Origin of the sequence: Streptomyces endocoffeicus (assembly GCF_016741935.1) — a bacterium.
Taxonomy (GTDB): Bacteria; Actinomycetota; Actinomycetes; order Streptomycetales; family Streptomycetaceae; genus Streptomyces; species Streptomyces endocoffeicus.
In genome coordinates, this window is sequence record NZ_JAERRG010000009.1 from 201005 (window position 1) to 226919 (window position 25915).

Consider the following 25915-nt stretch of genomic DNA (forward strand, 5'->3'; position numbering starts at 1 on the left):
TCGTAGCGCAGCTTCCGCTACAAGTCGCCGTCGAGCGTTCCGGTCTTGATCCCGGTTATGAACTGGGCCCAGGCCGCTGCGGAGAAGTGGCAGATAGGGCCGCTTGGGTCTTTGGAGTCACGTACAGCCATCTCGCCGCTGAGGTGGGCTCCTTCGACGCATTCAGCGCCCTGGTTGTTGCTGTAGCTGGACTTGAACCAGGCAGCGCTGGTCAGGCCGTCAGCCGTGGTGGTCATCGGTATCAGAACTCCTTGCTTGCTTTCTTGATCATACTCAGGGACTCTTGCGCCCCGGGAGCGAGCGCTTCCAGCTCGTTGAACACTTCCTCGTATCGGTGGACGTCTGTCTCGCGTCGTATGACCCATGTGTCGGCCAGGTTTTCCAGGTAGACGATGGGCTTGAGGACGCGGTCCGGGAACTGCAGCACGCTGAAGGAGCCGTTCATCCCATCGTGCTCGCCGGCCTCGAACGGGACGACCTGGACACGGACATTGGTCCACGAGGCGACCTTTGCGATGTGAGCGAGCTGCTCCCGCATGACGGTTTCGTTGCCCACTCGTCGGCGCAGTACGGCCTCGTTGATCACGGCCGTGAGCCGGAGGGGCGCCCTCTTGCGGGTCAGCACCTCCTGTCGCGCCATGCGCACCGCAACCAGCCTGTCGATCTCCTCCGGGCTGAGCCCTTCGTGGGCGCGCTGGTGGATCACACGGACGTATGCCTCAGTCTGGAGTAGACCCGGCACGAACTCTGATTGGTAGGTATGCAGTGTGGCCGCCGTAGCTTCCAGTCCCAGAAATGCGCGGAACTGGGGCCTGACGGCTGGCCTGTACTTCGATGAGTTCCACCAGTCCTTCTTGGTCTTGGTGACCTCGGCGTAGCCCTTGAGGATGGCGAGCGTCTCGTCGTCGGCCTGGTAGATCTTGCACAGCGCGATGACATCGGCGGGCTCGACCATGCCGTTCTCCGCCGACTCCAGACGGTTGAGCTTGGATGGACTCCACACGAGCGTCCTGACGACGTCGCCCGCCTTCACTCCTGCCTCCAGCCGGAGTTGACGCAGCTCGCTGGCGAGGTGGAGACGGCACAGGGCAGGCGTGGCCGACTCGATGTCCTCGATCATGCGATTCCCTCTCCCCACGTTAAGCAGTGTGTCGGCCCGTGTTCCGCGCTGACAAGAAACTTCTGCGACAGAGCGAGATTATCCCGGTGTCACGCGAACACCACCAACAACGAACGGCCGTTCCCTACAGAATCTTTTCAGCAGAATTCTGCTGACAGCTTTTCACGGAAACCATTCTGGTGGCATGCTGAACGCGTTGCACACGCAGAGCGCCGGGACCAGTCGTCTGCGTGACGGTCGTCGAGGAGTCGCGTGTGCAACATCAGTCGCACCCCTCGATGGCAAGGACTGGGCGATGGTGATTGCACGGCATTCAGCGGTTGGACCTCGCGGCCGCCAGTTATCGGCCCTGCCGCCTCGCGTCCCCGCCATGACCACGGAGCGACGCTCATGCACGGGATCTGAGGAGACATCCATGGTCCTACCTCGCCGCGAGCCCTCAAGCGCCTGGATCCCGGCCCATCCGCGAGAGGTGGGAGGGGTTCGCAAACTGACAGAGTCCGTCCTCAGCGGCTGGCGCATCCCGGAGAGCGTCGTGTACGTGGCTCAGGTGCTGGTGAGCGAGGTTTTCACCAACGCCGTCCGCCATGGGGACGGGGAGGACATCAGCGTTGCCTTCTCCTATGCCGAGGACGAGGTACGCATCGAGGTAGGCGACGGCTCCCCCGGAGTGCCCAAGCTGATGGAGCCAGACCTGGACAGCGAGCACGGTCGAGGCATGGACATCGTGTCCAAGCTCGCCAAGGAGTGGGGGGTCAGTAGCGGCGGCATGACGACGTGGTTCACGATCCCGGCTGCCGAGGTGATCGCGTGGGACGTGGCCTGACGTGCTTCCAAGCGGCCCCGAGGACGCAGGACCGGCACCCCGGGCTCCTGCTCCGAGAGCTGTACGTCGCGGTGTACCGGACGGTGGGCAGATCGTGGGATGTGGTGGTCACCCGCGCCGGAGATACGGGAAGCGCGGTCCTGCGAAGCATGGACCATCACGCATGGCCGGAGCTCTACTGCGCCTCGGTGATCGCCGACCCGCGTCATCAGCAACTGCTGTGGCTGGTCCCGCCCGGCACCGTACGGACCTGGGCCAACGACCACGGGCTATGCCTGGGCAATGCGGGAGAAGTCCATGTACCGCCGCTGCATCGCACCAGTCCGCCGGATGCGTACTGGGTGCGGCCGATGCGTCATCAGCTCGTGTCCCCCCTCGTGCTTGAGAGGGAGCTGAGTCTGGCGTCGCTGTATGACCCGCGGCCGGCGGTCATCGACCTGCTGCCCGATCGGCCAAGCAAGTCATAGCAGCATCCGACTCCCCCGGGCCGCGGAGTGCGCCCTTTCCCGCGGCCGGGGTGCAGCAGTCGCCGAGTGGCGGCACGGGGTGGGCCTCAGACGGGGCCCACCCCGATCAACGGGACACCGGCCTGACGAATGAAAGGAAGAGACGTGGCGAGCCGACGGCAAGGCAGTCCCAAGCTGCCCATCCCGCAGCTGTCCCCCCGCGAACGGGAGGCCGTACAGCTCACGGCGCGCGGGATGACCCCCAGCGAAGCGGCCGCAGAGATGGGCGTGTGTACGGCCATGGTCAATCGCTGCCTCAGGGACGCGATGGGGAAACTACGCTCGCCCGAACTGCCAGGCTTAGTCGACAGGGCTTATGGCTTGGGCGAGCTCGACCCGCCCGAGCTTTCGCCCGTCCGGGTGATCGTCCAGCCCCTCACCTCTGCTGAATGGTCGATTCTCCTCGGTCTGGCCGACGGCCGGAATCTGGAGGAGATCGCTGCGGGGACCGGCTTCTACCTGCCGACCGTGCGCCAGGACCTGCACGCGCTGATGAAGCGGATGGGTGCCAAGACCGTGTCGCATCTCATCATGCGCGCCTGGGAGTTCGGCCTGCGAGGAGCCGCGAGGAAGGTTCCGGCTCCTCGGGGATCGTCCCGCGGTGCCTCCAGGGGAGGAGAGGCCCGGAGGTGCCCTCATCAGCCACTGTGCCCAGCTGCTGATGCACCCGACAGGGAGGCCGCGCATCTCGTGGCGCACTACCCGGAGCAGGGCTGGTCTCTCCTCTGTAATGGCGTACTTCAGTTCGAGGACACCGGTGAACTGCTGCCGGACGGACGGATCGTCTCGCCGCATCGGCCGCTCGCGGTGGAGGCCACGTGAGCCATCCGGCCGAGACTACGCACAACAGCCTATCCGGGACTATTCATGGTCCGAGCGTGCAGGCAGCGACCATTCACGGTGACGTGCACCTACACGGTGGATCCTTCGGGGGCCGCTACCGACGCCCCCACCAATTGCCGCCTCAACCAAGGCATTTCACTGATCGCACCGACCTCGTCGCTGTCCTGGACACGGCGTTGGCCTCCGACACCCAGTCGCTGACTGTGATCAGCGGACCTCCAGGAGTAGGGAAGACCGCCCTCGCGCTGTCGTGGTTGTACCGGCACAGCGATGACTTCCCTGACGGAGAGCTCTACGTCGATCTTGAGGGCCATCGAACAGACAACCTGATCGCCCCCAGCACGGTGCTGCCGCGGTTTCTCCACGCCCTGGGGACGGAGCCCGATCACGTCCCTGCTGATCTTGCCGAGCAGACTGCCCTCTTTCGTACTGTCACTGCAGGGCGGCGCATCGCGGTCCTGTGCGACAACGCCAAGTCCGCTGCCCAGGTAAGGCCGCTGATTCCGGCATCCGCGGGCGGCGTCTGTGTGGTGACCAGCCGATGGCAGCTCGCCCCGCTGCTGCTGGACGGCGCCACCATGGCGTCACTAGAACCGCTGACCACCGACTCAGCCGTAGAACTCCTCGGCCGCATCGCCGGGCAAGGTCGGGTCGCCGCCGACGAAACCGCCGCACGCAAGTTGGTGATGTCGTGCGGGCGCTTCCCGCTCGCAGTGTGCGTAGAGGCGGCACTGCTTGCCACCCGGCCAGAGCGAAGCATCACCAGTGTCGTGGCCGGCCTGCTCGCCACCCTTCCCTCCGCCACCCCGGACGAAGAGGTTTCCATGAACGCGTGCCTTGACCAGTCATATGACGCACTTCTGGACGACGACGCTCGGCAGCTGTACCGCAGAATCGGCCTTCACCCTGGCTCTGAATTCAGCACCGATACCGCCGAAGCCATCGCGGCGGCCCACCCGCCTGTGCATGATGTGACGTACCTCCTGGCAACCTTGGTTGACGCCAGTCTGCTCACAACAGCCGCCCCCGACCGCTACCGCTTCCACGACCTGATCCAGGATCACGCCCGCAGCCGCGCCCAGAGGGACGACACCGCCGAGCAGCGAGCCGACATCGTACGGCGGATAGTTGAGCACTACCTGGCAGTCGCGGATGCCGCAGACCGGGTCCTCTATCCCCTGCGGCGGCGCCCCGAGCCGGTATACGCCGGACCGCCGCCATATGTTGAGCCCTTCACCGCCCCCAGGGCTGCACTGGCACGGCTCGACAGCGAACGGACGAACCTCTTGCCTGTGCAACGGCTCGCGGCAGAGTCTGCTCTCCACCGGGCCGTCTGGCAGCTCGCCGACGCGTACTGGGCTCTGTTCATCTACCGGCCGTACCATCAGGACTGGATCAGTAGTCACCAGCTCGGTCTCGACGGTGCACGCGCTGACAACCACTTGCTGGGTGAGGCCCGGCTCAGCAACGGGCTCGGCGTGGCGTTGCGCGAGGCCGGCCAGTGCGAGGAGGCACTACGCGTCTTCGAGGACGCACAGGCGCTGCGCCGTAGACTCGGCGATCGACGTGGCGAGGCGCTGGTGCTCCACCACACTGGTCTCGCCCACCGTGACCTCGGCGATTTGGGTCAGGCGAGCAAGGCATTGCGTACCGCGCTTGCCCTCCGGGAGGAGACCGGCGACACCCGGGGTATCGCACGCGGGCTCTCCGCGCTGGGCGAGGTGGAAAGTCTCGCAGGGCGTCATGAACAGGCCATCACCTGCCTCTCCAAAGCGCGAGAGATGATCAAGGGGACAGGCGACCGTACCGTCGAGCCGCTCATTGAGCGGCTTCTGGGCCAGGCACATTTACGGGCAGGCGACCTGACAAATGCTCGCGTCCATCTCTCCTCGGCCCTCGATGCACTGAGTGACATGGACGACGTTGCCGAGGAAGGGACGACGCTCGAGGCACTGGCGGAACTGGCGCAGGAGGAAGACGATGCAGCCGCTGCCCAGGACTTCCACGCCCGAGCCAGGGCCATATACGGCCGCACGCGCCGTGCGGACCGCCGGGAGATGACCGGTGAGTGATGTGCAGAGAAGGTCACTGCTGTGCAACGGCATCCTGCTCTTCGATACCGGTGAGCTGCTGCCGGACGGACGAATCCTGTCTCCGCACCGTCCGCTCCCAGCCACAGCTGGAGCTGTCGCATGAGTCCCCGCCGCCTGGTGTGGAACGGCCTCCGGGTGCCGTTTATCACGCCCTGGTCGGCCGAACGCATGCTGCCGGGAACCATCGAGCTGCGGCGTGGCCGCGGGGGCGTTGGAATCGGCTACCGGGACGAGTACAGCCGAGCCGATCGGTGGAGAGACGCGCTATGGGTGAGGGTGCCGGCCAGGCCCGGAGTGGGACGACCGTTACTCGATGGTGTGCATGCGCTGCGCCAGCGCCAGGCGATGAACCACACGCTGTGCCAGGTCTGCAGCAAATCCACTGTCGGCACACGACGCGACGAGCGGCAGCTCTTCGTGGCAGGCGCTGGGAGCGGTAGGCCATTCGCCGAAGGTGAGCCGACCACGACGCCCCCGCTCCACGAACTTTGTGCTCTTGAGGCCATCCGGGAATGCCCACACCTGGCGCGTGGGTATGTGGCCTCGCTCGTGGAGTACACCCCGGCCTGGGGCGTCGCCGGCATCGTCTACGACCCCCGGACCCTGAGGCCCCTCCCCAGCGGCGACGGCGAAGATCTCACGCTCGTCGAGTACGACGATCCCCTGATCCGCTGGACCCTCGCGGCCCGTGCGGCGGTGACCCTTCACGGCTGCACTCCGGTGACGGTGACCCTTCACGGCTGCACTCCGGTGACGGTGACCCTTCACGGCTGCACTCCGGTGACGGTGACCCTTCACGGCTGCACTCCGGTGACGGTGACCCTTCACGGCTGCACTCCGGTTGATTTCGCCGCATAGTCCGCAATCGGGCGCCAGCGGCACCAGTCCCGGTCCCGGTCAGCGCCGTGGCCGCGGCCCCCACGCCAGGGCGGTGGCCACACCACAGTCGGGGAGGCCGCGCCGCGCCAGCAGCCCGACGGCCAGACGGCGTCGGGCCTTCGGGAAGTTCCGGAAGGCGCGGGACACGGCAGTTCGTGGCCCGTAGATTGGCAGTATGGCTGACACGCGGGATCTGTGGTGGGCGGCAGGCCAAATGGCTCTCACCGTGGCGGAGGGCGACGACTGGCGGAACAGGCGGTGGACAGAGTCTGTGCGTCGCTCTGCGACGCTGTTGGAGCCGGTCTGGCCCAAGACCTACAGCAGCGGCACCTTTACCTTCGCGTTGCCAACCATCGCACTACTCCTGTACGCCAAGCCCCTAGTCGATGATCCCAAGGGCGTGCCGGTGGAAGACATCCTGACGGCGCTCACGCCGCGCCTGGCTGACCGGAGCGTGCCGTCACTCGAAGACACCGTCCGCGACAGCCTGATCAAGCATCGGCACGACCTGGACGACGACTCCCGGCTGTCCTCGCTGGTCCAGCAGCTCACCACCTATCGGCCGCCGCTCGCCTATACCTCGACCGGGCTCGAGCTGACCTCCGCGGACCACTGGCCCGGCGGCACGCTGATGGGCGCAGCAGCGGAGTGGGTGCACCACGTGTTCACGCACCACTACCTGCACCGCAGCAGCGCGTGATGATCCGAGAGGACCGCGGTGCTCAGGCGACGCGGCTCAGGTCGAAGTCGGCGCTCGCAGCGCCATGGTCCGACAGCCCTTTGTTCACCGGCTCTAGGTGCACCTGGTAGCCGATGAGTGCCGGGGCCAACGCCGGGCTCATCAGGATGAGGTCCTGGCGCCGGGGCACGTCGCCGTCGCCGAACCCCGCCGTTGCGGCCATTTCCTGATGGAAAGGATGGCTGGCGTCCGTAAAGCCAGCACGGGCGAGGAGTTCGGTCGCGTCCCGATCGGAGACCTGGTCTTCACGGGGCAGGCGCAGTTGTCCGTTGACGGCGTGCGCTGATAGCTGCCTCCAGTCAGGCTCTGGGTATTCGAGGCCGATGGTGTTGACGTCTCCCACGACCAGCGACCGGCGGCCGGGAGCGGCAAGAACCCCCAGCGGCGAAACCTCCCGTGCCCGGTTACGCGGGTCAAAGGGGTCCAGGTGCAGGTTACGCAGCTCCAGCAGACCGTCCAGGCCCGGCAGGATCAGGTTCGCCCAGCCCATGACATGGTGATACCGGTCCCGGTCAGCGCCCTGCGCCGCGAGCCGAACGCGGCGGCCCAGCATGATCACGCTGTGGAACCGGTGACCGCTGGTGGTCTCGTTGGCATACGCGAGATACGCGCTGCCCAGTTCGAGGGCGTTGAGGGTTTGGTACATGCGCCGGTTACCGAGCAGGTCCCAGAAATTACACTCCTGCAACGCGAGGATGTCCGCCTCAAGGCTCTTGAGGAACTCGATCTGACCACGCCATCGGTCGCCGGCGCCCAGTCCGAAGTCATCGTGGCCGCCGAACCAGGTGTTGAACGTGACGACTCTGATCGTGGTCACTTTCCGCCTCCTAGAGAGATCGTGGCCAGGCGGTCCCAGGTCACGGTCTTCGATTGCTCGCGCGTTTGTGCGGCCACATCGACGAGATGGACCACGTCGATGTGCAGAGGGGCGTGGCTGGGTCGGACGCGACGCAAGATGCGCTGGGCTGCGTCGGAGTCGGCCTCGGTGGGTAACGGTAGCGTCGGATATTGGATCTTTCGGAATGCCCGGAGTTTTGTCATAGTTCGCCCTTCCAGTCATCCGTGCTTGCCGAGTGTCGGCAGTCCGCCCGAGACCGTTCGGACACTGCGTCCGCGTCGACTCGCCCGCTTGGCCATCAGCAGTTGACGGGCCATCGCACTCCACTGCGCCGCCTCGTCTTGGTTCCCTGCGGCTCTCTGTTCCCGGCCGGCCGCGAGCATGGCCGCCCGGGTCTTCCCGTACAGCGGCTCCGCGATCGAGGACACGGATCCGCTGATTCGGACCGCACCTTCCAAACCTTCGCTGGCAGAGCACCAGACGGCGGTCAGCACCGTCCTTCATCAGGCGCACGGCGTACAGGCTGGCACAGCTGCCGCCGAGCGAGATCTTCTCGAGCTGTATCAGGAGTTCCGGGGAGCACGGCAGCAGGACTTGATCCGCTTTGGCGCCACGTGCGGGCGCCAGCGACACGAGGTCGAGACGCTCGCCTGCCCAGCGAACCCACATGCCGAGCGTGGGCCAGGCGATGGCGGGGTCGAGCGCGGGGTGCAGCGCCCGCGCGTCCAAGCTCGGGTCTCCCGGTCCTTGTACTCGGTTTCGCGGCTGATCGGTCATGACGCGTTCGGTGGCTGGCCGAGCCAGAAGGCGGCGACGGAGGGCTGGTCGATTCCGGCGGTCGAGCCGTCGTGAGCAAGGAACTCGGTCGGAGCTATGTAGCCGTCGCCCGGATCGAGGCGGATGCGCAGGCAGCGCAGCGGGTGTCCTGCGGCGACGTATCGGCGGATGTCCTCGGTGTGAGGGTGGTGCCGTTCCAGGTCGGTGTGGAGCGTGCGGCAGATCCTCTGGATGTCGCGGTCGCCGATGAGTAGGTAGCGCGGGCCGGGGCCGAGATTGAGGCAGAGCCGTCGGCGGCCCTGGCGGCGTTTGAGGTACGGCAGCCGGTCGAAGTTGTCGACGTGCAGGCCGATGCGTCGGCCGGTGGCGGCGTCCTCTGTGGTGGTGGTCCAGTTGCCGGGGCGGGACGCGCACCCCAGGAGGGTGGTGGGCCAGCGGCCGTTGAGGGGGTCGAGGCGGGCGGCGGTTTCGAGTCGGCCGAACAGGTCGTCCGGGTCGAGCGGCGGCAGCGGTCGGTGTACGAGCTCGATGCGGATGCTGTCCGGCGTCGAGTCGTCGGCCTGGTGCCGCTCGGCCTCCTCGGGGGTGAGAGGTACCCAGTCGTCGCCCGGGACGATGGCGCCGTGGTCGTAGCCGGGCTTACTGCCGGTCTGCCGGACCGGTGCGGTGTCGCACCGGCCGCGTATGTCGTCGTACGTGTCGAATACGAGTCGCGGGCCCATGGCCGTGCCTCCCGAGGGCAGGTGCGGGGCTACTTGTCGTCGAGGTCTTCACCGAAGGTGACGTCCAGCTCGGCGGCGAGGGCCTCGGCCAGCTGGAGTGTCTGGGCGTGGTCGATGACGACCTGCTTGAGCGAGGCCAGGCCGCGAAGCTGGGAGAGGTCGTTACCTCGGAGGTCCAGGCCGCGGTACTTCCCGCCGTCGAACTCGGTCAGCCGTAGATCGCAGTCATCGATCAGGGCGGCGCCGAGGTCAGCGGCGGCGAAGGTGGTCTCGCGCAGCGAACACTTGGCGAAGATCACGGGGCCGGCGGCCCGAACGCGGGTGAGGGTGCTGTAGTCGATCTTGCAGTTCTCGAACAGGACGTTGTCGAGCGTCACGTCTTCGAGTGCGGCGCCCATGAGCTTGCAGCCACGGAAGACGGCTCGGGAGACCTTGCTGGCGGTCCACTGCAAGGAGGCCAGGTCGCAGTCGGTGAACTCCACGGAGTCGACGCGCAGCTTCTCCAGACAGGTGCGCTGGGCCTTGAGGCCGGTGATCCGCCCATCCATCAGGTGCGTGTCGGCCAGGTCGAGGTCCCGCAGGTCGGCGTCGGGGTAGTGGAACTCCGCCACCCGGCCACGGCCACCCTCCAGTGAGGTGACGCCTGAGAGGTAGAGGCCCGGCTCGTTCAGGGCAGGGAGCGTGACGCTCGTACGGCGGATCGTGCGGGTGTCCATCAACAGCCTTTCAGCGCGGTGGCTCGGTCGCCGGTGCTGCTGGCACGCCCGGGGCGTGCCAGCAGCGGCGCAGCTTGCTTCTTCTTGTTCCAGTTGTCCCAGGTCGGGCGGTTGTCGAAGGGGACCGGGTTCTTGGCCCAGTTGTCCCACGTGGGCCGGTTGTCCCACGTCGCTTCAACGATCACCGGGGTCGGGACGTCGCGCGTGGCTATCAACTCCATCACGACGGGGGTGTCGGATGTGGCGAGTCGGTCCAGGATCTTCATGCAACAGCCTCCTTGGTTGCGAGCGTGGACAGGGCCGTGACCAGGGCCTGCCGGGAGACTCGGCAGTAGTTGGTCTCGGTGGTCGTGAGGTCGCCGTTCTCGAAGTAGCGGTTGGCGGCCTGGGCGCCGCGGCAGAAGTCGAAGAACTCGCATTCGGCCTGGCAGCGGTCCAGGCCGGTGAGAAAGTCGCGTACGTAACGCAGCCGGTGGGCATCACGGAGGATCTCGGGCAGGGGGCGGTCGAGGATGTTGCCAGCCACGAAGTCGCCGTATTCGGGCGCCGCCGTGTCGGCGAGTTCTGGGGAGAGCAGGACCACGTCGCCCTTCCAGGAGATGGTGGGGATCGGGTCGAGGCGGCGCCCGTCCCACTCAGCTCTCTGGCCGGAGCGGATCAGATGGAGGTACTCGGCGAGGCGTTCGACTTCCCGGACCGCCGGGGCGCCAGGATGCTCGCGGGTCCAGGTGAGGGTGCGGCGCCAGAACTCCTCGGCCTGGACCGCGGTGGGCGGCTGCCGGTCGGTGTTGACCCCTTCGACCTCCTCGAGGTTGAAGCCCACCGAATGGCCACCCAGAGAGGTCAGGAACTCCAGCAGCTCCTCCGGCATCGCGATGCCCAGGGCGCCGACCACCGAGATGACGGAGAACGGGATGCCGTGCTCGCGCAGCTGCGAGATGCCGCGCAGGATCCGGTCGAAGGCGGGCTTGCCTCGCAGGTCGACGCGCTCGGCGTTCAAGGCGGCCGGGCCGTCGATGCTCACCCCGACGCGGACGTCGTCCGCGGCCAGCAGATCGCACCACGTCTCGGTGAGCAGCGTCGCGTTGGTCTGCACATAGTGGTGGACTCGGCCCGCCCGCCGTAGGGCCTCGAACGGCGCGAGCAGGGCGGCGAACTTCTGCTGGCCCACGGCGAGCGGCTCCCCACCGTGCCAGACGATGCCGATCGGATGACCGCTGTCGTCGAACTGGGCCACCGCCTGCGCCAGGGCCTCGGCCACCTCCAGGGGCATCTGGTGCTTGAGCTTGCGAAACGGCAAGTAGCAGTACCGGCAGTCCAGATTGCACCAAGTCGTGGGCTGCACCACCACGGTCTGCGGGGCCGCAAACCGCTGCTGGTACCGGACACGCCACGGGGACAGGCGGGAGCGCATCGGGGTCCTCTCCTCGACGGACAGGGGCATCGCCGGCTGCGAGCGGGAGCCTTGGGCCGGGGATACGACCACGATCCGCCCGGCCGTGACGTGTACGCGATGACATCGTGCTGTCATCGCCGATGACATGTCATCGGGTCGGCACTGACACCGCAGTGAAGTCGCTTCACTTGCCCGGGAGTTCGGGTGGTTTCCTGTGGGCTATCGTGGCGGGGTGCCTCGCTCGATTCTGATCCACGACGGCCAGACCGCCCGCGACATCGGTCTGGTGTACTGCTGCTCGGGCTACCTCGTCGAGCGTGGCAAAGTGCTGCTTGTGCACCACAACCGCTTCGACAAATGGGTTCCGCCGGGCGGTCATATCGAGCCCGGGGAGTCTTTCGCGGGCACGGCGGTGCGCGAGTTCAAGGAGGAGACCGGGCTGCTGGTGGAGGCGATCTCCAGCCAGCCGGCCATCCACCCGGCCGACCACAACGCCACTCCTGAGCCCGTGCCGTTCTATGTGGACATCGAGCGCGAAGGCTTCCCGACGCCGGCGCTGGTCCAGTTCTTCTACGTCCAGCGGCAGCCTGGCGCCATAGAGCAGGCTGTGGAGGCACAGCTCGAAGAGGTGCACGGGGCCGCCTGGTTCGGCCTGGAGGACCTCGACACCCTCAAGACCTTCGACCAGGTCCGTTCCCTGGCGCGGTTTGCCCTGCTGAACTACCCGGTGGCCGGGGAGCGCGCCCCGTCCTAGGCGGCGGCCTACCGCCCTGCGAGGCGATACCCGCTGGCCCCGTCCACCGTGCTGGCCAGCAGTAGCCGGGCCGGGGCGCCGCCGAAGGCCGTGGAGACGGCCTGGTTGAGGCGCTGAACGTACTTGGGCACCGAGGACGGGGCGACGTAGAGCTTCGCCGCGATCCGCTCGGTCGCCATTCCGGCCTCGGGGGCGTCGTACACGACCTTCACCACATCGAACAGGCGCTCCGACAGCTCACACGCCACACTTCCTTCGCTGTCGCGTACTCCGAGGAGGACGGTCCGGCCCGGACCGAGGGCGACATGGACGATGACCATCTCGGCCGCCGCCTCGCTCGCGTCCTCGGAGGTGGTGTCGGCAAGGTTCATCCGGGCCAGACGCTGCATCGCTTCCTCGTAGGCCGACACCGTGTAGTACGCGGCCCTGATGGTGGCGCGCTTGCCCGAGGCTCCCGGCTCGTTCCACAGTCCCGCCTCCGGGTCCCACAGATCGTTCATCAACTTCCACGCCTTGGCGAGGCGGGGCTCGCGCGGGCTCGCGCCGGCCCGGATGGCGGCCTGGGTGCACAGCGCGTACGCCATGTGCTCCCAGGCCGTGCCCTGCACGTCCTTGTCGTCCTCGACGAACTCCTCCCACCGGTGGTGGTTGTGCAGCAGCCACTGGCCGGCCTCGACGACCACGTCGGACAGCCGTTTCCGCTGCACCGGGCCGTGCACCCCGCCCGCCTCCCGCGGGACGTCCCGGTAGGCGGGCTCGCCGCCGGGCCCGGTTCCGGCACAGACGGCCGACAGCGCGAGCAGGCACAGCGCGGTCTTGCTCGGGCTCGGGTCGGTGTCGATGTAGGTACGCCATCCCCATGCCCCGCTGGGGCGCCGGTGGTAGAGCAGGCCGTGCACTCCGTGGTCGATCAGCGGTTCGACGCGCTCCAGCAGGCTGTTGGTCTCCACCCCGCCGGGTAAGAGGAATCCGGGGCCGAAGTCATGGAGGGTATCTCTGAGCTCGGCGAGCCGGTGCACCACCAAGGCGGTCTGGTGCAGTGAGGTGTCGTCGAGTCCGAGGACTTCGGGCCAGCCGTGGTCGACCTGGTGGTCCTCCAGCCAGCCGACGCACCAGGCCGCGGTCTCCGCGACGCCGTCGTGATGGAAGAAGCGAGGGTGGGACAGCAGTCCGGCCAGGCCGAAGGCGAAGAACCGGGTGTGCTCACCACGACCGCCTTTGGGCCGGGGCCGAGAGTGCTCCGGGATGGCGCCGGTAAGGAAGTCGAGCCCTTGGCGAACCGGCTGTCCGGAGATGCCGGCGGCCCGAAGAATCGGCAGGACTTCGCTGGTGTTGACGATCGACGAGACCGAGGTCAGGGTGAGGCCCCACCCGCCGTCGTACCCCTGGTTGCGCAGCAGGGTCCGGGCAGCCTCGCCCACCCTGGTCTCGAACGCCGCGAGCCCCACGTGCGCACGCTTCATGATTCGCCTCCGCCGCCGAACGACCCGGACCGCTGGCCGGACCGTACCCAACTCGTCCGCTGCCGACGCGCGTTCAGGATCGAGACGCTACGGTGCATGGTCATGAAGCCGTTCGTGCTCCAGCATGCCCAGGACGTGTGGCCAGCAGGAGAAACCCTGCTCCACGTGTATCTCACCCCACGCGATCAGGACCGCGAGTTGGCAGCGCTCGTCGCCCGGGGACGGGAGGTCCTGCGGGAGTTTCCAATCACCTGCGTAGAAGACCGCTGGCTTCACATCACCGTCGACCAGATTTCTGTCTGTTTCTCGCCGGTGGCATCACCGATTGCCCCGACTGGCAGAAGACCGCGACGGCCGCGCTGGAAGATCTCGACGTTACGGTGTTCAACCCGCGCCGCAGCTCCTTTCCCAAGCACGACCTGAACGCGGAAGCCGCCCAGGTCGGATGGGAGTACCAGCATCTGCGGCGCGCAGACCTCATGATGTTCTGGTTCCCTGAGTCGCCGACGAGCCACCAGCCCATCGCCTTGTACGAGCTGGGCATGGCCGCAGGTCAGGACGCGGATTTGGTGGTCGGCGCCGACGCCGGGTACGTGCGGCGTACGAACATGGTGGCTCAGCTCAGCCACGCGCGTGAGGGGCTTCACGTGCATTCCACACTGGCCGACACGATTGAGGCATGTCGCACAGCCATACGGGCCTCGCGATAAGCACAGGATGATTCTGATCACCGCTCTCGCCGCGGTCGGCGGCGGCTGGTTCCTGGCCGCCGCCGACCGAGGACTCGCGAGGACTGCACGGACGGACACTCGGCAGGATCTGGTCAAGCTCGGCAGCGTCCGGGAATCTGATCCCCGACTACACCATCACGGGCCAACTTCCCTGACCGGGACCTCAGCTCAGCCTGCACCCGGCCGTGCTCACCCTGCGTGTGCCTGTCTGCCTCGACTTCGGTAAACCCGACGCCAGCCTGTACCGCGTCGGCCACGCGGGAGGGAGCGGGCTGCGACCGCTGCTGTCATGACACCACCGCGGCCACCTCCGCTTCTGGATCTCTTCGCACTCTCGACCACTCCTGCCGCGGTGGTCACCTTCCTGGGCTGGTGATAGCCGTTGCAGACCACTGTCGGCGGCGGTGAATCTCACGGCCCCTGCACCGGCTGCGGCCCGCACTGCCTCACCTCCACGTATCCCACCGGGACAGTGGGCCTGCGACGCCTGCCTGCGCGCCGACCACACCGCTGTTGACAGCGGCCGGCTACGAGGTCGAGCAGATCGCCCGGCCGGTGCCCGCCGCCGGCAGGCACGCCCACGCCCTGTCGCCGGCCCGCCGTAGCGGGCCCCGCGCGTCACCGATCAGCGGTTCACGGCGATGGCCGCAGATCATGGGCATTCACCGACTCATGTCGTCGCCGCATTGCGGGAGATATTGAAACTCGGGCGCCGCATCCGGCCGAGAGGTCGCCGTGGTGCGGACGTGTGTAGCACCTAACGGGCACAGCCGGGCGCTGTGTGCACTGCCGTAAGACGACTACGGCCGAGAGTGCACTCCCGGACCCTGTGAAGGGGTCTGCGGTGCACACCCGAAAGATGATCCCGGGTAGTTGGTGCAGGGGTGTAATGGCAGTGTCATTCGACCACGCCTAGCGTTACACAAGTGAAGCCAGCCGGATCCCGACTCTCGAGGTGGAGAATGCTCCAGCCGAGCACGACCGCGCGCGTACGGCCAGGACCACGGCCTGGAACGGGCTCGAGGGCCATCGGGAGGTACGACAGCCCCTTCCGTGAAGGCGTCACGCTGAGGACGACCGATCAGTCAAGCATCGCGAGATAGGACGCCGCGCGCTTCCTGCAGCCATTCCATTCGCCGGCCCGCATGTGCCAACACTCGTTGTTCAGGCGCGCCGTCTGCATGAGGAACGCTAGGCAGCTCATGCCAGCTTCGAGGACTCAGATGCGGCCCACACCGTCCCCCAACCGAGCACCTGGGTGCCAGGAACATGGCGCGGGCACGTGAATCGTCAGTCACTCCCCCATCACGCCATCGCTGCACGCCAGCCGCGCCAGCTCACAGTGACATCAACACCTGTGTGCAGAGCCGTTACGCACGTCGCGCAACGCGACATCCCTGCCCAATAGGTCGACCACTCCTTCGAAGCAGGGTCAGCGTACCGGCCCCAAGGGACCGCCTTCCGACAGTCGCGACGTCTGGAGACTCATGGAAACCCGACGCTCTTCTGGTTGTCCGTTTCGTTTTGATCCTGCTGGGCGGGATATTTCTGGTGAGGCCGAGCGTTTTCGGGCGGCGGGTCCCGCGCCGTTGGTCGTGATGCCGGGCGATGTTCTGGCGCGCGTGGTCGTGGATCTGCGTGTGGCGGTATGGCTGCTCAAACACCCGCAGATGTCCAAGGACCCGCGGCAGCACTGGCCCGCCTACATGGAAGGGTGTATCCCGCGGAAGCGGGATCTGGGGAAGTGGGTCGAGACGCAGAACGCGCAGACCGCTTTCGGCCCCGACCACGCCCGACTGCGCCGACTGATCCAGCCGGCCTTCGCACCCCGCATCATCAACGCCCTCCAGTCCAAGATCGAGGAACTCACCTCCCGGCTCCTGGACGATCTGGAGACCACAGCACCCGGGGAGACAGTCGACCTGCGGGCCCGGTTCACCGGTCTCCTGCCGCACTTGGTGGCCACCGCCCTCCTGGGCGTGCCCGCCGAGATGAGCGAACCCTTCCGCGACGCCCTCAATAAGGCCCTGTTCGCCACCAGCCTCCCCGAGGGCGAGAAGCAGGCGGCCGGCGAGGAGCTGGACCGGCTGCTCGCCGAGCTCGTCAAGATCAAACGCGCCGAGATCAAGCGCGCCGAGCAGGGAGAGGGGGAGGACGTCACCACCGCACTAATCCAGGCTCGTGATGATCAGAGCAACCCCGAGCTCCGCAAGCTCAGTGAGAAGGAACTCCACGGGAACATTCTGATGTTGCTGGTGGCCGCTTACGAGACCACGGTCAACCTCATCACTCACGCCATCGCTGCTCTCCTCACCCATCTCGATCAGCTGGCCCTCGTACGCGACGGCGGCGCTGACTGGGATGACGTGGTGGAGGAGACCCTGCGCTACCAGGCACCTGTGGCGAACATGCTCCTGCGGTTCCCCACCGAGGACCTCTACCACGAGGAAAGCGGGGAGCGGTTCGAGAAGGGGGTGCCGGTCATCATGGGCTACTTGGGTATAAACCGCGACCCCCACCAGCACGGCGAGACCGCGGACCAGTTCGACATCACCCGCCCCACACGCCACAAACACCTCGCCTTCGGCACCGGAGTACACAACTGCCCCGGAGCACGCCTGGCCAGGATGGAAGCCCGGACCGCCCTTACCGCGCTCTTCGACCGCTTCCCCCACCTCACCCTCGCCACCACCCCCGACCAACTCCACCCCCTCGAATCTTTCATCTCCAACGGCCACCAAACACTCCCCGTCATCTTGCAACCCCTCACAGGGGACAACGCAGTCGGCGAGCGCGCATAGCTACCCGCCACCTTCTACGCACCCGGAGAGCAACCACCTCATGAGCGACTGGTCCGCCTCACCCCGACTCAGGTCTGTCCACACCGTGCAAGGCGGCTGTCCATACGCCTCATCGTCGGCTCCCGAGCCCAGCGACCCCCTGCCGATCTACGGCTCGGAATTCAGCGCCAATCCGCACGCCACGTACCTGAAACTACGCGACAGGGGGCCCATAGCCCCCGTCGAGATCGCCCCGGACGTCTACGGATACATCACCACCACGTACCAGAGCGCCATGTATGTGCTGCGCGGTACGCCAGGCGATTTTGCCAAGGACCCGAACCACTGGGCGGCGCTCCGCGAGGGGCGGGTGCCGCCCGACAGCCCGGCCCGGGAGATGCTGAAGCCGCGCCCCAATGCCCAGTGGATGGACGACGATCCGCATGACAGGCTCCGAACGGCGATCACAGAGAGCCTGGCGTTGGGCGACACCTACGCGCTGGTCCCCATCGTCAATCACGTTGCCGACCGCCTCCTGGATGCTGTCGCCCCCAGCGGCCAGATCGACCTGATAGCGGACTACGCCCACCAGCTGCCCACATGGGTACTGATCGAAGCGTTCGGCTGCCCGGCCTCCCTGAGCCGACGCATCGTCGCGGGCCTCGAGAAGATGTTCCACACGGCGGACGACGCAAAAGAGGCCAACCACGACCTCGAAACGGACTGCCTGGCGCTGATCAACCTCAAGCGCGACCGGCCCGGTGAGGACATCACCTCCCGACTCCTGAGCCACGATGCGAACTTGACGAGTGAGGAGCTAGTCCACCAGCTCATCCTGCTGTTCGGCGCCGGCAGCCAGCTGTTGACGGACACCATCGGCAACACACTGAAACTGTTCATCGACGATCAGCAGTTCAACGGCGACTTCCACTGCGGCGTCACAACCGTCCGGGAAGCCCTGGACTGGGTCTTCTGGGCAGACTCCCCGGTCGCCAACTACCACCCGGTCTACCCCCGCAAGAAGATCACCTACCAGGGGATAGTCCTTGGGCCCGGGGAACCGGTCCTTGTTTCGTACGCGATGGCCAACTGCGATCCGGCTCTCGGCAAGGACAGCCACGACCGCGCCAAGCGCTCAGGCAACCGCGGACACCTAGCCTGGGGCGCAGGCGTTCACAGGTGCCCGAGTCCCGCACGCGACATGGCCCGCCTGATCAGCGAGACCGCGGTGGAACGCGTCCTCTCTCGATTCACCGACCTCGCTCTCGCCTGCAGCCGCGCCCAACTCAGTCGCAAGCCAGGCACGTTCTTCTCCAGCTGGTCCGCCCTCCCTTGCCAGTTCACCCCCACACCATCGCTCGGCTCGTCCGTTTGCCCGCCGCTGACCCCACAGTCCGAAGAGTCCACCGGTCAGCCATCAGCCCCTTCCGCTCCCTCGGTCCGCCGCCGCGGATGGCGAGTCCTCTCGAGGCGGTCCGGTCAATAGGACGCTCGCGGGGCAAAGGCAATGCCGCAACGCATCAATCACGAGTGGACCGACAGCTCTGCAAGAGCAACCGTACATCTCCTTCACCTTGGTAGAGAGGAATTCTCATGCTGGGTAGCGTAGTCATTGTCGGCGGCGGCACAGCGGGCTGGATGACGGCCGCATACCTACGCGCCGCGCTGGGTGAATCCATTTCCGTCACTGTCGTCGAGTCCAGGCGCATCGGGACTATCGGCGTCGGCGAGGCCACCTTCAGCACCATCCGCCATTTTTTCGAATACCTCGGCCTCGACGAGCGCGAATGGATGCCGCGGTGCAATGCGACGTACAAACTGGGCATCAGGTTCGAGAACTGGTCCGGTCCGGGCCAGTACTTCTATCACCCGTTCGAGCGGCTACGGGTCGTCGACGGGTTCAGCCTCACCGACTGGTGGCTGCACCAGCGCCCCAGCCCCCGCTTCGATCAGGACGTATTCCTGATGTCGACGATCTGCGACAATAATCGCTCCCCCCGCCACATGGGCGGCACCCTCTTCGAGCAGGAATTCGTGGAGCGGGCTGCTGGATGGGGAGGATCCGGCCGCACCACGCTGTCCGAGCAGAACACCCAGTTCCCCTACGCCTACCAGTTCGACGCCTCGCTGCTCGCCGACTTCCTCACCGAATATGCCACGAAGCGCGGTGCTCATCACATCGTGGACGATGTGGAGGACGTCGCCCTCGACGACCGCGGCTGGGTCAGCCATCTCCGCCTGCGTGAGCACCCCGACGACGTCCGCGCCGACCTCTTCATCGACTGCACCGGCTTCCGCGGGATGCTGCTTAACAAGGCACTCGAGGAGCCGTTCGTGTCCTACCAGGACACCCTCCCCAACGACCGCGCTGTTTCTCTCCGTGTGCCGACCGACATGAAACGGCGCGGTCTGCGGCCCTGCACCACCGCGACTGCCCAGGAGGCAGGCTGGATCTGGACGATCCCGCTCTTTGAACGGATCGGTACCGGGTATGTCTACGCAAGCGACTACATTTCTGCAGAACAGGCTGAACGCACCCTGAGGGATTTCGTCGGTCCCGAGGCAGCGGATGCCGAGGCCAATCACATCGAGATGCGGATCGGCCGCAGCCGTAACTCCTGGGTGAAGAATGTGGTGGGCATTGGGCTCACCAGCGGGTTCGTCGAGCCCCTGGAGTCCACCGGAATTTTCTTCATCCAGCACGGTATCGAGGAGTTGGTCAAACATTTCCCCGACGCTGGCTGGGATCCGAGGCTACGGGACTCCTACAACCGTGCCCGAGCGCATGCCATGGACGGCGTGCGGGAATTCCTCGTACTCCATTACCGGGCTGCGGCCCGTGGCGACAATGGCGACAACACTTACTGGCGGGATGCCAAGATCCGTCCCGTCCCGGACGGCCTTGCCGAACGGATGGAGGTCTGGCCGGTAAAGCTGCCGACTGAAGAGACGATCTACCCGCATTACCACGGATTCGAGTCCTACTCGTATAACTCCATGCTCATCGGCCTGGGCGGCATACGCCTGAAGTCGGCCCCCACTCTCGCGTTGATGGACGGTACCCGCGCGGCGAAGGAGATGCAGTTGGTGAAGGACCAGGCCAGGCAACTCGCACAGACGCTGCCCGACCAGTACGAGTACCTCGCCCAGGCCCGCTGACCTGTGGACGCCTCCCTCGTCACGACACGCGACGTTGTCTTAGTGCTCGCTGCCGCCGCGCCAGTCACTGTGCTGGGCCGCTGGGCAGCCCGTCGACTGAGCCAACCGCAGATCATCGGCGAGATCATGGCCTGCCTCCTCCTCGGCGGAGTCCTGGCCTCCTGGGCGGACTGGCAGACCGGCTCTCCGGGGTGGCAGGCCGTAAAGTTCCTCGGTCATCTCGGCCTCGCGCTCTTTCTCGCCGGAGCTGCACACGGAATCCGCCATGGGACCGACCGGATCCGCGGCCGCGCGGTGGCCTGGCTCTCCGCCGGATCGGCGCTTCTGCCCCTGGCATGCGGCGCTCTGTTCGCCGCCTGGGTGGTGGCCTACGGGGGCACGTCACTGCGGGGTGAAGCGCCGGTGGCCGCACTGGGTCTGATGCTCGCCATCGCCCTGGCGGTCACTGCGGTCCCAGTCCTGGCCGGAGTCCTGGCCGACCGAGGCATGGAGCACACGCCCACCGGCCGATTGGCGATGGCCTCGGCTGTCTCCATCGACGCGGTGATCTGGCTGCTGCTGGCCGTGGCCATCGGCCTCGGTGCGGAGAGCGGAGGCATCGGCCAGGCGGCAGCCGTTCTGATCTGCGGTCTCCTGGCCGCGGTCGCTGTGCGGCGACTGGCCAGTACCACGACCGGCCTCCGGTTCGCCTCCCGACACCCGGCACTCGCTCTGGCACTCGTAGGCGTTGCCGCGGTGGCAGCCGCCCAAACCACGGAGCGGCTCGGGCTCACGGACACGATCGGCGCTGTCCTGGTGGGCCTCGCGGTTCCTGCCGGGAGAAGCCAGCCGGCCTGGACCAAGGCTGCTGAGGGGGTCGGCCGGATCGGCCGCCCCATGCTGCCGGCCCTGTTCACGCTCACCGGCACCACCGTCGCTGGCAGCCCCCAGTCGGGGTTCTCCTGGCAGGCCACCGCGATCGCCACCACGCTGGCCATCGCGTCCAAACTGACCGGCAGCTACCTCGGTGCCCGTATCGGCGAGCAGTCACCTCTCATTTCGCTGCAGTTGGCTGCCCTGATGAACTGCCGCGGGCTCACCGAGATCGTGGTCCTGCAGACCGGTTACAGCGCGGGCATCCTCACCCCCGGCCTCTACCTCGCGCTCCTGGCCATGGCACTGGTCACCACTGCCCTCACAGGACCGCTGCTGTGGGCCATCGACCACTACACCCGTGTCCCAGAGATGCGTCTGACCTCACCACCACACCCAGCCGAGGGGTGAATCACCATGGGCAACGCCACGCCGTCCACCGATGCGAGCACCCCCGACCGCTTCAGGAGCCTCATGGCCGGCTTCCCCACCGGGGTTTCGATCGTCACAGCCATCGGAGACGCCAGCCGCCTGTGGGGCATGACCTGCTCAGCGCTGTGCAGCGTCACCCTCCACCCGCCCACCCTCCTGGTCGGGATACGGGAACAGAGCCCCACCCTCACAGCGATCCTGAGCAGCGGCGTATTCACCGTCAACCTGCTGCACGCCCAAGGGCGCGATACCGCAGACCTCTTCGCCTCCGGTGCCCCCGACCGGTTCAGCAGGGTCACCTGGGCTCTGCCGGACGGCGCCAGCGGCCCCCACCTCATGGAAGCGGCGCACGCCGTGGCCGATTGCCGGGTTTCCCAGACCGTGCACGTCGGCGGCCAGCGGGTCGTCTTTGGTGAGGTCCGTCGTATCACCGTGCTGGCCGAGCCAAAGCCGCTGCTCTATGGACTGCGCCAGTACTCTGCGTTTCCTGACGACAACGCCACGGGATCTCCTACCGGGCCTCCGGACACAGGGGTGTATCCCGTGCAGCCCTCCGTCCGCTGAATGATCGGGAAGCATCGGGTCGCCCGAGGGTGAGACTCCCCCGGGCGACCCGGCTTCTCGAGCTCCTCGGTGGGCGGCGGCTTTGTCGTACTGATCCCAAGGACGCGGATAGGACTCCGGAGAGCTCAAGCGGCACGGGAAACGACAGATGCATCGTGACCCTCCCCTGCACATGCTCAGCCCAGCTTGCCTCAGGCTACTGAAGCAAGCTGGGCGCTGGTGGACTCTATGATCTGCGCGAGCCCTGAGATATGCAGCGAAAACGCGAGATCTCTCAGCCCGGTCAGCGAGCTCAAATCGCGCGCCAAATAGGCTTCAAGCGCCCTGAGATGGTTACGGACGGTAGCCTCTGATAGGCCCAGAGCGCGTGCGGCGGGCTCGACATGAGTGTCGTATGCGAGCCAGCATGTGGCAGTGGTCAGCAGGTCCCGACGGTCCCGACGTGCTGGGCTGAGGAACGCGTCCGCCCACAGGCTCACCTGCCGTGTCTGGAGAAGTGTCCGCAGGTCCGGGGGAGAACCAGAGTCAGTGCCGCTGCCGTCGTGAGGGGAGGCCACCGGCTCCCGGCGTGTGACGAGTTCGAGCGCCAAGCCAACGCTGACCCGGTGCCGCACTGCGGTCAAGTCGACTCCGAGCAGCTTCCCAGCACGGCTGACCTTCTTGGTCACCGTGTTGCGGTGAAGTTCCAGGAGCTGGGCAGCCACCGTGTAAGGGTGGGCAAGAGCAACAGGCAGCGTCTCGCGGAACTGATCCCACTGTCTGCCCGTCTCCATCAGCGGGTGCAGCAGCCCGTGCGCCCAACGCTGCGCATCGCTTTGGGGAAGCAGACTGATGAAGTCGCTCTCCTGGACGGACAGTGCCACTGGATTGGCCTGGTGCGTCGCGAACCTCTGAGCTGTGGTGGCCTCCTGCAAGGCGTCAGCCACCAGTGTGAGGGAGTACAGCCCGCTGCCGCCCAGGGAGGTTTTGCTCCCTGGGGTTGCCACAATGCGGGTGAGGTCGACGGCAACGCTGTCGTCTGCCTCATCGCCGACGGGTACCGGGTTGATGACGAGAATGCGCCGTGCGTCCTGCGGGTCGCCCACGACCAAAGCGCGTCCTGCGGTGGTCGTTTCACAACGGCGACGGGTCGGCTCCCTCAACTTCTGGGAGGTCTGGATCACAAACACGCGCGCCATGTCGGGCTCGAGTAGGCCGGGGGCCAATCCCGAGAGCACGCGCCGAGCTTTGTGCGGCTCGCCCTCCAGAAGCAGTTGGACGGCGGCGAGCCGTGCGGCCTGGGGGGCGAGCGTCGCCGCTTGGTACTCCCGATGTGCTTGGTCCACAAGTCCCAGCAATTTGGCCGCATGCCGGACAAGTCGCATCTGTGTGGTGTCGAGCCGTGTTTCTGAGGTGACGGCCAGGACGGTCTCGGCACCCGTGGCCGGGGCGAGTGAGATCATCTGAGTGTGCGGGACTGACGGATTGTTGTGAAGCGGCCGCGCCGCGGACTGACGGAGGAAAGCCTGTGCGAGCTGCTCCGCTGCGGTGGCCGGCGCGGCGACCAGAATGCCTTGGGGTTCGCTGTGGACGAGCACCTGCGCTTCCAAGGTGGCCGACAGACATTCGGCTATCTCGGTCATGGCCTTGGGGTCGGCCAGTTGCGTGGGCAACGTCTCTATGAGGGCGTTGAGTTGCTCGACCTGCGCTTCCGCTGAGGCTACGCGGGAGGCCAGGATCTCGTCACCCAGGCCGATCCCACCCAGGCCGATCCACCGCTCAGGGGGCGCGGTGGTGGCCATCAAGGGGATGCCGAGTTGGTCTGACAGATCCCGAGCTGCCTGAGGCCACACCTCGTGGGCATCGCCTGGTCCTGCACCGACCAGGGCCGCGCACTGGCGGCGGGCCATCCGCCGCAACAGCACCTCGATCGCAGACATCCCTCGTCCCCGAACTCGGAAGGGTGTGGTCCCCGTGAGGACGACAAGAGTCCCGTCTCGCAGCGGCAGCGCCGGAGCATCTTCGCGGAGCTGTGTGAGAGACACGGCCGTTAACCCCGTCACTCGAGTAGGCACGTGGGCTGCGGGATTGACCGGCCAGGCGAACTTCAACTCGAGATCGGGCATGTCCTTAGACAGCGAGCCCAGCGTCGGCATCTCCCCTCCTCCAACCCACATACAGTCCGTGACCGCCGTTGCGAGGTGCAGCGGCGCTGGCCTCTGCCGCCGGCCGCTGGGCAGGGCCCCCGTGGACCGGGGCCGCGTCACGACTGGTCGCCATGGAGAGCTCAGCCCTCAATCGCTCTCGGCCAAGGACGTCCAGCAGTGGACCTCCGAGGCGTCGACGGGTCCTCCTTGTGTGCACCGCCCCCTCCTCCCCGCGTGCGATTCTCAAAGGCAAGAGTATCTAACGCTTGAGAATCGCACGACGTCAATGGTTCGCGAGGATACCGACTCCTTCCCCCGGATCAACTAGACCGAGGGCCGAGGTTCTGAGGGCGTGTCACCCATATTTGGGTAGATTTTTCCGCAACGCAGCACCCGTGCCCATCGTCGGCTTAGGGAATCCGATTGATGTCAGCGCGCGCAGGCTCCGCGGCTCCCCGGCGCGGATGCACGTCGGACGTCGGCGCCCCCACCTTCCCGCCGCAGCAGCAGAGCTGGTCAGTGGCGAAGCCGGAGGAAGGAGCCCGGAGCCACCACCGCCAGGCGCCCATGTAAGCGCCCTGGCCCTCACATCACCTCAGTCCTCACCAAGATCAGTGGCTTACTGGGAGGGCAGCTCACGTTCATGCCGATGACAAGACCCTGCTCACGCGCCACCGGCCATCCCCGACATGAGTGCCTGGCAGCTCGTGTCTGACGGGCCTGCAACTGAAACCCAGCGCTTCCTTGCCGGACACGAGGATGGGGCACCGAAAGCGGCACCGGCCACGGAGGACGCCGACGACTTCCTCGCTACGGAGCCCAGCAGCACACCAGGTGCCCTCTGGAGCGCAGGCCCACAGTGAGACTTGAACGGAAGGTGCTTTGAGTGCGGGTGCCGTGGAAACCTCGTTGTCCTGTGGCAGCGCCCAGCGACAGGCGACGCAACTGGGCCCACGCAGCCGCGAGCCCGCAAGTTACGCGGCGTTGGCGAGGGCTGCCTGCGCTGTGTTGTCGTCACGCCCGATGGACGGCGATACCCGAGGGCGAAGTGGCCGCCAGCACGCGGGCGACTGTTTCAACAATTCCATCCACTGCTGATCGCTGATGCCCCGTGACGTGTGCCCGTAGTTGCCGCTGTTTGCGCCTGCCGCATGACCGAGTGCACGCATCCGGCCTCCGACCGCTCGCCGTCCACTCGGAAGAGCAGCCCCGGTCGAGAACGGAAAGCACGGCGCCGACCCACTTCAGCGCGAGCTGGAAGCGAACCCAGGGATTCCCTAGCGGCCGCGTGCATCCGCCCGTGCGGTACAGCTCGTCTGGGCTGAGAGCGGTGAGCGGGCAAAACCGAGCCTACCGAAGGCGGCGCCTACCCGCCTCGTTGAGGATCGTGTGAGCTTCTCTCTGGGATCGCCCTGGCCGTCCCTCTTGCGGTCACTGGTTCACGCTCCCTCTCCTGCCTGCACGCCCCTCGTCTCATTCGAGTGTGGCATTCGCCTCGCCATTGTGACTTTCGGTGAATCTGGTGGGCGATACTGTCGCTACAGATGCGCCGTCTCGCAGGCTCGACGGGCTCGGGCGCGGACTGCACCGCCGTCTATC

Annotated in this window: 21 protein-coding genes and 2 pseudogenes; 14 read left to right on the forward strand and 9 right to left on the reverse strand. The window is 66.6% G+C overall.

What is annotated here, in order from left to right:
- Positions 1-17 precede the first annotated feature (17 nt).
- Positions 18-236: a DUF397 domain-containing protein gene (locus tag JK364_RS23275; protein WP_201853090.1), complete on the reverse strand. Its 219-nt coding sequence runs from the start codon at positions 234-236 to the stop codon at positions 18-20.
- 5 nt (positions 237-241) lie between these two features.
- Complete coding sequence (locus JK364_RS23280) at positions 242-1120, reverse strand: helix-turn-helix domain-containing protein (protein ID WP_201853091.1); 879 nt, start codon at positions 1118-1120, stop codon at positions 242-244.
- Positions 1121-1535: 415 nt separating this feature from the next.
- Between JK364_RS23280 and JK364_RS23285 the strand changes: the two genes are divergently transcribed.
- The 7 genes and pseudogenes from JK364_RS23285 (at position 1536) to JK364_RS23310 (ending at position 6967) form a co-directional block, all read left to right on the forward strand.
- Complete coding sequence (locus tag JK364_RS23285) at positions 1536-1946, forward strand: ATP-binding protein (RefSeq protein ID WP_201853092.1); 411 nt, start codon at positions 1536-1538, stop codon at positions 1944-1946.
- Positions 1947-2095: 149 nt separating this feature from the next.
- Complete coding sequence (locus JK364_RS23290) at positions 2096-2413, forward strand: hypothetical protein (protein WP_201853093.1); 318 nt, start codon at positions 2096-2098, stop codon at positions 2411-2413.
- Between the two features lie 669 nt (positions 2414-3082).
- Positions 3083-3274, forward strand: a pseudogene (locus JK364_RS57605) (DUF5999 family protein); the annotation flags it as partial.
- Positions 3275-3471: 197 nt separating this feature from the next.
- Positions 3472-5367 (forward strand): tetratricopeptide repeat protein, encoded by a 1896-nt coding sequence (locus tag JK364_RS23300; protein WP_201853094.1) that lies wholly within the window; start codon positions 3472-3474, stop codon positions 5365-5367.
- Between the two features lie 13 nt (positions 5368-5380).
- Positions 5381-5491 (forward strand): annotated as a pseudogene (locus JK364_RS55420) (DUF5999 family protein); the annotation flags it as partial.
- Positions 5488-6246 (forward strand): hypothetical protein, encoded by a 759-nt coding sequence (locus tag JK364_RS23305; protein ID WP_201853095.1) that lies wholly within the window; start codon positions 5488-5490, stop codon positions 6244-6246. The pseudogene JK364_RS55420 and the gene JK364_RS23305, both read left to right, overlap by 4 nt.
- 196 nt (positions 6247-6442) lie before the next feature.
- Positions 6443-6967, forward strand: coding sequence for a hypothetical protein (locus JK364_RS23310; protein ID WP_201853096.1), 525 nt, complete (start codon positions 6443-6445; stop codon positions 6965-6967).
- A gap of 22 nt (positions 6968-6989) precedes the next feature.
- Here the strand turns inward: JK364_RS23310 and JK364_RS23315 are convergent, their stop codons facing one another.
- From JK364_RS23315 to amcB, 5 genes are all read right to left on the reverse strand, one after another.
- A complete protein-coding gene (locus JK364_RS23315; RefSeq protein WP_201853097.1) occupies positions 6990-7823 on the reverse strand; it encodes an endonuclease/exonuclease/phosphatase family protein in 834 nt (277 codons plus the stop codon).
- Positions 7824-8617: 794 nt separating this feature from the next.
- Positions 8618-9343 (reverse strand): hypothetical protein, encoded by a 726-nt coding sequence (locus JK364_RS23320; RefSeq protein WP_201853098.1) that lies wholly within the window; start codon positions 9341-9343, stop codon positions 8618-8620.
- Between the two features lie 29 nt (positions 9344-9372).
- Positions 9373-10059, reverse strand: coding sequence for a pentapeptide repeat-containing protein (locus JK364_RS23325; protein WP_201853099.1), 687 nt, complete (start codon positions 10057-10059; stop codon positions 9373-9375).
- Positions 10059-10325 (reverse strand): multiple cyclophane-containing RiPP AmcA, encoded by a 267-nt coding sequence (amcA, locus tag JK364_RS23330; protein ID WP_201853100.1) that lies wholly within the window; start codon positions 10323-10325, stop codon positions 10059-10061. The genes JK364_RS23325 and amcA overlap by 1 nt, the downstream gene beginning before the upstream one ends.
- Positions 10322-11473 (reverse strand): cyclophane-forming radical SAM peptide maturase AmcB, encoded by a 1152-nt coding sequence (amcB, locus tag JK364_RS23335; RefSeq protein ID WP_201853101.1) that lies wholly within the window; start codon positions 11471-11473, stop codon positions 10322-10324. The genes amcA and amcB overlap by 4 nt, the downstream gene beginning before the upstream one ends.
- Before the next feature lie 214 nt (positions 11474-11687).
- On the opposite strand from amcB, the gene JK364_RS23340 reads away from it, so the two are divergent.
- Entirely contained in the window at positions 11688-12209 is a 522-nt protein-coding gene (locus JK364_RS23340) for an NUDIX hydrolase (RefSeq protein ID WP_201853102.1), read from the forward strand.
- 8 nt (positions 12210-12217) lie between these two features.
- On the opposite strand, the gene JK364_RS23345 is transcribed toward JK364_RS23340, so the two are convergent.
- Complete coding sequence (locus tag JK364_RS23345; RefSeq protein ID WP_201853103.1) at positions 12218-13672, reverse strand: prenyltransferase/squalene oxidase repeat-containing protein; 1455 nt, start codon at positions 13670-13672, stop codon at positions 12218-12220.
- Between the two features lie 137 nt (positions 13673-13809).
- On the opposite strand from JK364_RS23345, the gene JK364_RS58095 reads away from it, so the two are divergent.
- From JK364_RS58095 to JK364_RS23375, 6 genes are all read left to right on the forward strand, one after another.
- Complete coding sequence (locus tag JK364_RS58095) at positions 13810-14382, forward strand: nucleoside 2-deoxyribosyltransferase domain-containing protein (RefSeq protein ID WP_201853104.1); 573 nt, start codon at positions 13810-13812, stop codon at positions 14380-14382.
- Between the two features lie 1619 nt (positions 14383-16001).
- Positions 16002-17204, forward strand: a complete 1203-nt coding sequence (locus JK364_RS23355; protein ID WP_230992385.1) for a cytochrome P450 — start codon at positions 16002-16004, stop codon at positions 17202-17204.
- A 40-nt stretch (positions 17205-17244) separates the two neighbouring features.
- Positions 17245-18669: a cytochrome P450 family protein gene (locus JK364_RS23360; protein WP_201853106.1), complete on the forward strand. Its 1425-nt coding sequence runs from the start codon at positions 17245-17247 to the stop codon at positions 18667-18669.
- 107 nt (positions 18670-18776) lie between these two features.
- On the forward strand, positions 18777-20342 hold the full coding sequence (locus JK364_RS23365) for a tryptophan halogenase family protein (protein ID WP_201853107.1): 1566 nt from the start codon (positions 18777-18779) through the stop codon (positions 20340-20342).
- A 69-nt stretch (positions 20343-20411) separates the two neighbouring features.
- Entirely contained in the window at positions 20412-21605 is a 1194-nt protein-coding gene (locus JK364_RS23370; protein ID WP_372461979.1) for a cation:proton antiporter, read from the forward strand.
- A gap of 6 nt (positions 21606-21611) precedes the next feature.
- Positions 21612-22190, forward strand: a complete 579-nt coding sequence (locus JK364_RS23375) for a flavin reductase family protein (RefSeq protein ID WP_201853109.1) — start codon at positions 21612-21614, stop codon at positions 22188-22190.
- 191 nt (positions 22191-22381) lie between these two features.
- Here JK364_RS23375 and JK364_RS23380 read toward each other — a convergent pair whose 3' ends face one another.
- The gene (locus JK364_RS23380; RefSeq protein WP_230992386.1) at positions 22382-24109 is read right to left on the reverse strand and encodes a helix-turn-helix domain-containing protein; all 1728 of its coding nucleotides are present in this window, start codon (positions 24107-24109) and stop codon (positions 22382-22384) included.
- Between the last annotated feature and the right edge of the window lie 1806 nt (positions 24110-25915).

What these genes read in the sequence shown, in the direction of transcription:
- JK364_RS23355 (WP_230992385.1), top strand. Translation starts at nt 16,002, where the DNA reads ATGCCGGGCGATGTTCTGGCGCGCGTGGTCGTGGATCTGCGTGTGGCG.
- JK364_RS23365 (WP_201853107.1), top strand. Translation starts at nt 18,777, where the DNA reads ATGCTGGGTAGCGTAGTCATTGTCGGCGGCGGCACAGCGGGCTGGATG.
- JK364_RS23305 (WP_201853095.1), top strand. Translation starts at nt 5,488, where the DNA reads ATGAGTCCCCGCCGCCTGGTGTGGAACGGCCTCCGGGTGCCGTTTATC.
- JK364_RS23380 (WP_230992386.1), bottom strand. Translation starts at nt 24,109, where the DNA reads ATGTCTGCGATCGAGGTGCTGTTGCGGCGGATGGCCCGCCGCCAGTGC.
- JK364_RS23345 (WP_201853103.1), bottom strand. Translation starts at nt 13,672, where the DNA reads ATGAAGCGTGCGCACGTGGGGCTCGCGGCGTTCGAGACCAGGGTGGGC.
- amcB (WP_201853101.1), bottom strand. Translation starts at nt 11,473, where the DNA reads ATGCGCTCCCGCCTGTCCCCGTGGCGTGTCCGGTACCAGCAGCGGTTT.
- JK364_RS23290 (WP_201853093.1), top strand. Translation starts at nt 2,096, where the DNA reads ATGGACCATCACGCATGGCCGGAGCTCTACTGCGCCTCGGTGATCGCC.
- JK364_RS23280 (WP_201853091.1), bottom strand. Translation starts at nt 1,120, where the DNA reads ATGATCGAGGACATCGAGTCGGCCACGCCTGCCCTGTGCCGTCTCCAC.
- JK364_RS23360 (WP_201853106.1), top strand. Translation starts at nt 17,245, where the DNA reads ATGAGCGACTGGTCCGCCTCACCCCGACTCAGGTCTGTCCACACCGTG.
- amcA (WP_201853100.1), bottom strand. Translation starts at nt 10,325, where the DNA reads ATGAAGATCCTGGACCGACTCGCCACATCCGACACCCCCGTCGTGATG.
- JK364_RS23375 (WP_201853109.1), top strand. Translation starts at nt 21,612, where the DNA reads ATGGGCAACGCCACGCCGTCCACCGATGCGAGCACCCCCGACCGCTTC.
- JK364_RS23285 (WP_201853092.1), top strand. Translation starts at nt 1,536, where the DNA reads ATGGTCCTACCTCGCCGCGAGCCCTCAAGCGCCTGGATCCCGGCCCAT.
- JK364_RS23320 (WP_201853098.1), bottom strand. Translation starts at nt 9,343, where the DNA reads ATGGGCCCGCGACTCGTATTCGACACGTACGACGACATACGCGGCCGG.
- JK364_RS23325 (WP_201853099.1), bottom strand. Translation starts at nt 10,059, where the DNA reads ATGGACACCCGCACGATCCGCCGTACGAGCGTCACGCTCCCTGCCCTG.
- JK364_RS23275 (WP_201853090.1), bottom strand. Translation starts at nt 236, where the DNA reads ATGACCACCACGGCTGACGGCCTGACCAGCGCTGCCTGGTTCAAGTCC.
- JK364_RS23310 (WP_201853096.1), top strand. Translation starts at nt 6,443, where the DNA reads ATGGCTGACACGCGGGATCTGTGGTGGGCGGCAGGCCAAATGGCTCTC.